The organism is Spirillospora sp. NPDC049652 (genome assembly GCF_040675125.1).
Lineage (GTDB): Bacteria > Actinomycetota > Actinomycetes > Streptosporangiales > Streptosporangiaceae > Spirillospora.
Map to the genome: position 1 here is coordinate 1 of NZ_JBFAOF010000438.1, position 5,655 is coordinate 5,655.

Here is a 5,655-nt window from a genome sequence, read left to right on the forward strand (position 1 = left end):
CGCGCCCCGGACCGCCCTCACCGCCACGGGTTCCTCCCGTCCTCGCCGTTGCTTCCAGCCCTGGTCATACCCGCCGCACCGGCGCGGGGCCCAGCCGCCGCGCCGCCGCGCCGCGGATCGGCGGCCCCGGCCGCCGCGCTACAGCCCGACGGCCTTGTACAGCTCGCCGACCTCGCGGACGGTCAGCGCCCGCATGTGGCCGGGCTTGAGCTGGCCGAGCTTGAGCGGTCCGAACTCTACGCGAGCGAGCTGCTGCGCGGGGAAGCCGACCTCCTTCAGCAGCCGCCGGACGATGTGCTTGCGGCCCTCGTGCAGGGTGATCTCCACCAGGATGCGCTTGCCGACCTGGTCGAAGATCCGGAACTGGTCGGCCTTGGCGAAGCCGTCCTCCAGCTCCACGCCCTTGCGCAGCCGGCGGCCGAGGTCGCGCGGGATCGGGCCGTGGATCTCGGCCAGGTAGGTCTTGCTCACCCCGAAGCTCGGGTGGGTCAGCCGGTGCGCCAGCTCCCCGTCGTTGGTGAGCAGGATCAGGCCCTCGGTGTCGGTGTCGAGCCGGCCGACGTGGAACAGCCGCTCGGGCACCTCCACGTAGGCCGCCAGGGACTTGCGGCCCCGCTCGTCCTTCATGGTCGACACCACGCCGCGCGGCTTGTTGATCATGTAGTAGCGCATCTCCGACCGGGTCTCCACCCGGCGGCCGTCCACCTTGATCGTGTCGCGCTCGGGGTCGACGCGCTCGCCGAACCGGAACACCCGCTCGCCGTTGACCTCGACCCGGCCTTCGCCGATCAGTTCCTCGCAGTGGCGGCGGCTGCCGATCCCGGCCTCGGCCAGGACCTTCTGCAGGCGTACGCCCTCGTTGTCGCTCACGCTTCCTCGACTATCTCTTCTGGCAGGTCATCGGGCAGGTAGGGGGCCAGGTCCGGTAGCTCTTCCAGGCTGCGCAGCCCCAGGCGCTCCAGGAAGTACCCGGTGGTTCGGAACAGGACGGCCTGGGACTCGGGATCCTGCCCGGCCTCCTCGATCAGGCCGCGCAGGGCCAGCGTCCGCATCACGCCGTCGCTGTTGACCCCGCGCACCGCCGAGACCCGGGCGCGGCTGACCGGCTGCCGGTAGGCGACCACGGCCAGGGTCTCCAGCGCCGCCTGGGTCAGGCGGGCCTGCTGCCCGTCGGTGACGAACCTCTCGACCACCGGCGCGCAGATGTCACGAGTGTAGAAGCGCCAGCCGCCCGCCACGTCCCGTAGGTCGAACCCGCGGCCCTGCTCGGTGTATTCCGCGGCCAGTTCACGCAGCGTGGCGGCGATCTCGGGGACGGGCCGCTCCAGCAGCTGCGCGAGGGTGATCTCGGCCACGGGCTCGTCCACGACCAGCAGGATCGCCTCGACCTGCGCGCGCAGCGACGGCCCGTCTCCCCCACCCGGCTCCGCGGACGCGCCGGACGCGGCGGACTCTGCGGCCACGCCGGACTCGTCGGACGCACCGGACTCCGCGGGCCTGCCGGTCTCTGCGGGCACGCCGGACGCCGCGGGCGCGCCGGACTCGGCGGACGCATCGGGCGTGTCGGGGGCCGGGCCGGGGGCGGCCTCGGGGGCCGGGTGGTCCTCGGGGCGGTCAGTCATCGGTGTCTTCCTCGGTCTGGTCGGACGGCCCGGCCTCCGGCTCGCGGGAGCCCTCGTAGTCGTCGCCGACCTCGATCTCCCCGTCGTCGGCGCCGGTCCAGGTGACGGTCAGGACGCCCAGCGGCGCGTCCTGCTCGAAGGCCACGGCGCGCTCGCGGTACAGCTCCAGCAGGGCCAGGAACCGGGCGACGACCTCGAAGGTGCCCTCGGCGTCGTCGGTGAGCTGCTCGAACGTGGCCCGGCCCAGCTCGCGCAGCTTGGCGACCACCACCTCGGCCTGCTCGCGGACGCTCGCCTTCGGCTGGTACATGTGCTCGACGTTCACGCCCGGCGGGGCCTTCGGGGCGAACACCTTGGCGGCGAGCCGGGCGAACTGGTCGGGGCCGAGCCCGATCAGCACCTCCGGCAGCAGGTTGGCGAACCGCGGCTCCATCGGGACGAGCCGGGGGAACCGGCGGGCCGCGTCGGCCATCCGCGCCGTGAAGTACGTCCCGACCTCCTTGTACGCGCGGTACTGGAGCAGCCGGGCGAACAGCAGGTCGCGGGCCTCCAGCAGGGCGAGGTCCTCCTCGTCGTCCACCTCGCCGGACGGCAGCAGCCGGGCCGCCTTGAGGTCGAGCAGGGTCGCCGCCACCAGCAGGAAGTGGCTGGCCTGGTCGAGGTCCCAGTCCTTGCCGTGGGCGCGGATGTGGGCGATGAAGTCGTCGGTGACCTTGTGCAGCGACACCTCGGTGATGTCGAGCTTGTGCTTGGAGATCAGCCCCAGCAGCAGGTCGAACGGGCCCTGGAAGTTCTCCAGCTCGACCCGGAACCCCTTGCCGCCGTCCTCCTCGCCCGCCGCGCCACCGGACGCGCCGCCACCCGGCGAGCCGTCCCCGGACGTGCCCTCGCCGGGCGCGCCCTCGCCGGACGGGTCCGCCGGCTCCGCGGAGGCGGCGTCGTCGCTGACGACGGTGTCGTCGGGGGCGTCGGCCATCAGGTCGGCCTTCTCGTCGGCCTGGGTCGGCGCAGGGGCGGGCGGGTGCACAGGGAGTAACGGTAACGGACCGGACGGCCCGCTCAGTCCTCCGGATTCCAGCGTTCCAGCACCTCGCGGGCGAGGCTGCGGTAGGCGTTGGCGCCCATCGAGGACGGGTCGAAGTAGGTGATCGGCTCGCCCGCGACGGTCGCGTCGGGGAACCGGACGGTCCGGTTGATCACGGTGTGGAAGACCTTGTCGCCGAACGCCTCGACGATGCGGCCGAGCACCTCGCGGGTGTGCAGGGTGCGCGAGTCGTACATGGTGCCGAGCACGCCGTCGATCGCGAGCGACGGGTTGATGCGCTGCTGGACCTTGTCGATGGTCTCCATGAGCAGCGCGACGCCGCGCATGGCGAAGTACTCGCACTCCAGCGGGATCAGCACGCCCTCGCTGGCGGCCAGCGCGTTGACCGTCAGCAGGCCCAGCGACGGCTGGCAGTCGATGAGGATGTAGTCGTAGTGCGGCACGGCGGACTTCAGCGCCCCCGCGAGGATGTACTCGCGGCCGACCTCGTGCACCAGCTGGACCTCGGCGCCGGACAGGTCGATGTTGGACGGCAGCAGGTCCATCCCGTCGACGCCGGTCTCGATGACCACGTCCTCCCACTCGGTGTCGCGTTCGAGCAGCAGGTTGTGGATGGTCACCTCGAGCTGGCGCGGGTCGCCCTTGCCGAGGCCGACCGACAGCGCCCCCTGGGGGTCGAAGTCGACCAGCAGCACGCGGCGGCCGTACTCGGCGAGCGCCGCACCCAGGTTGATGGTGGTGGTCGTCTTGCCGACGCCGCCCTTCTGGTTGCAGATCGACACGATCCGCGCGGGCCCGTGCTCCGCGAGGGGCTCGGGCTCCGGGAACACCGGGACGGGACGCCGCGTCGGCCCCAGGGAACGACTCGGATCGGTCTCGATGGTGGCGGAGGACAGCATGCCGTCCGCAGCCTTAGTGCTGGTCACCAGATCCCTCCCCGGCGGCCGAAGATGCCTACCAGTCCGGGGACTCTATGGCCCCGCCGCCGCCGTCTCAACTCGACTCGCGGTCGATGCGTCGCGTTTTGTCAGCCGCGCGCCCGCGGATGTGACGTGGCGTAGACCTCGCGCAACAGTTGGACCGTGACCAGAGTGTAAACCTGAGTGGTCGTCACCGAGGCGTGTCCGAGCAATTCCTGGACGACCCTGACGTCGGCCCCGCCGTCCAGGAGGTGGGTGGCGAACGAGTGCCGCAGTGTGTGCGGAGACACGTCGGTCAGTTTCGCGCGGTCGGCGGCGGCGCGCAGCACCATCCACGCGCCCTGGCGGGACAGCCGACCGCCGCGGGCGTTGAGGAACAGGGCGGGTCCGCCGCGTCCGGTGCGGGCCAGTTCGGGGCGCGCGCGCACGAGGTAGGCCTCCACGGCGCGGCGCGCGTACTCCCCCATCGGGACGACGCGGGTCTTGCCGCCCTTGCCGTGGACCCGCGCGAAGCCCTCGTCGAGATCCAGGTCGTCCACGTCCAGGCCGACGGCCTCGGAGATGCGCGCGCCCGAGCCGTATAGCAGCTCCAGCAGGGCGCGGTCGCGCAGCGCGCGGGCGGCCGCCGCGGCGTCACCGGCGCCGTCGCCCGGCACGGACGCGGCGTCCAGCAGCCGCTCCACGTCGGTCAGGGAGATCGCCTTCGGCAGCCGCCGGGGCGGGGTCGGCGGCTTGACCTCGCGCGCCGGGTCGTCCGCGGCGAGACCCTCGCGCAGCGCGAACCGGTGCAGCCCGCGCACGGCGACGACGGCGCGGGCCGCCGAGCCGGGGGCGAGCGGCGGATGGTCGGGGTCCCCCTGCCGGAGGCCGACCAGGAACGTCCGCACGTCGTCCTCGGTGACCCGGTCGATCGCGGTGCGGCCGAGGGAGGCCAGCACCTCGACGTAGCGGCGCAGGTCGCGCCGGTAGGAGCTGAGGGTGTTGGCGGCCAGGCCGCGCTCCACCGCCAGGTGGCCGAGGTAGGTGCGCACGGCGGACTCCAGCGCCGTCCCCGAGGCGGCCTCCGGGGGGGCGCTCTCGGGGTGGGCGGCGCCGCGGCCGGCCGGGCTCGGAGTCAGTGCGGACCTCGTTCTGGACGATCGTTCGGGGGCGCGGGCGGACGCGGGTGACGTCCTCCCGCGCCCCATCATGCCCCCTCCGGACCCGCGCGGTTATCGCAACGCCCCGCGCGTCCGGCGGACGGCGGGGCGTGGCGGTGTCGATCCGGCGTTGGGCGCTGACCGCGCGCTGACCGCGCGCGGACGCCCGGCGCAGCCGAAGAAGCGGGCCGGAGGGACAGCCGAGGAAGCGGCCGGAATCAGTCCTCCGGGGCCTCCACCGGGCGCAGGCCCGCGTAGCCGTTGGCGCGCGCCGCGTGCGCGGCGAGCACCCCGGTCACGGCGAGCATGTTGTGCAGCTCGCCGGCGAGGGCCTTGCGGACGGCCTCGTCCAGCGGCACCCACACCACCGGCATGTCGGCCTCCTCGTGCACCCGCTCGAAGTCGATCTCCTCGTCGGGCACCCGGACCAGGTCGCGGGCCAGGAAGAGCCGGGAGCGCTCGTCCGACATGCCCGAGGACGGGAACAGGTCGACCAGGACGTCCCAGCGCCCGGCCCGGTACCCCGACTCCTCCAGCAGCTCGCGGGCGGCGAGCTCGTGCAGCGGCTCGCCGGCCTTGTCCCGCAGGCCGGCCGGGGCCTCCCACAGGTAGCGCCCGACCGGGTGCCGGTACTGGCGCAGCAGCAGGACCCGGTCCCGGTCGTCCAGGGCGAGGACGCCGACCGAGCCGGGATGCTCGACCACGTCCCGGCCGACGAGCTCGGAGCCGTCGCCGTTCGGCATCCGGACCCGGTCGCGCCGGACCCGGAAGACGTGCCCGGCGAAGACCTCCTCGGCGTCCTCGGTGGGCCAGCGCTCGGGGACGTCCCGGACGTCGTCCGGGCCGAGCCCGGTCACTCGGCGACCGGGGCGGACGTACCTGCCGTACGGGGCCGGGCCGCGCACCTGCCCCGGGGCCTCGCTGGCCTC

6 protein-coding genes are annotated in these 5,655 nt (G+C 73.6%); all 6 read right to left on the reverse strand.

Annotated elements, in window-relative coordinates:
* Nucleotides 1-138 precede the first annotated feature (138 nt).
* The 6 genes from AB0J52_RS24485 to AB0J52_RS24510 all read right to left on the reverse strand — a co-directional run bounded on the left by AB0J52_RS24485 (nt 139) and on the right by AB0J52_RS24510 (nt 5,583).
* Nucleotides 139-870, reverse strand: coding sequence for a pseudouridine synthase (locus tag AB0J52_RS24485; RefSeq protein ID WP_500184452.1), 732 nt, complete (start codon nt 868-870; stop codon nt 139-141).
* Complete coding sequence (gene scpB / locus AB0J52_RS24490) at nt 867-1,463, reverse strand: SMC-Scp complex subunit ScpB (RefSeq protein WP_500184457.1); 597 nt, start codon at nt 1,461-1,463, stop codon at nt 867-869. The genes AB0J52_RS24485 and scpB overlap by 4 nt, the downstream gene beginning before the upstream one ends.
* A 151-nt stretch (nt 1,464-1,614) precedes the next feature.
* Nucleotides 1,615-2,649, reverse strand: a complete 1,035-nt coding sequence (locus AB0J52_RS24495; RefSeq protein WP_500184455.1) for a segregation and condensation protein A — start codon at nt 2,647-2,649, stop codon at nt 1,615-1,617.
* Between the two features lie 32 nt (nt 2,650-2,681).
* Nucleotides 2,682-3,566, reverse strand: a complete 885-nt coding sequence (locus AB0J52_RS24500; protein ID WP_500184459.1) for a ParA family protein — start codon at nt 3,564-3,566, stop codon at nt 2,682-2,684.
* Nucleotides 3,567-3,694: 128 nt separating this feature from the next.
* Nucleotides 3,695-4,630, reverse strand: a complete 936-nt coding sequence (gene xerD, locus AB0J52_RS24505; RefSeq protein WP_500184461.1) for a site-specific tyrosine recombinase XerD — start codon at nt 4,628-4,630, stop codon at nt 3,695-3,697.
* A 314-nt stretch (nt 4,631-4,944) separates the two neighbouring features.
* A complete protein-coding gene (locus AB0J52_RS24510; RefSeq protein ID WP_500184463.1) occupies nt 4,945-5,583 on the reverse strand; it encodes an NUDIX domain-containing protein in 639 nt (212 codons plus the stop codon).
* Nucleotides 5,584-5,655: the final 72 nt, after the last annotated feature.

Excerpts from the sequence above, each read along its gene's own strand:
- AB0J52_RS24500 (WP_500184459.1), bottom strand. The coding sequence starts at position 3,566 with ATGCTGTCCTCCGCCACCATCGAGACCGATCCGAGTCGTTCCCTGGGG.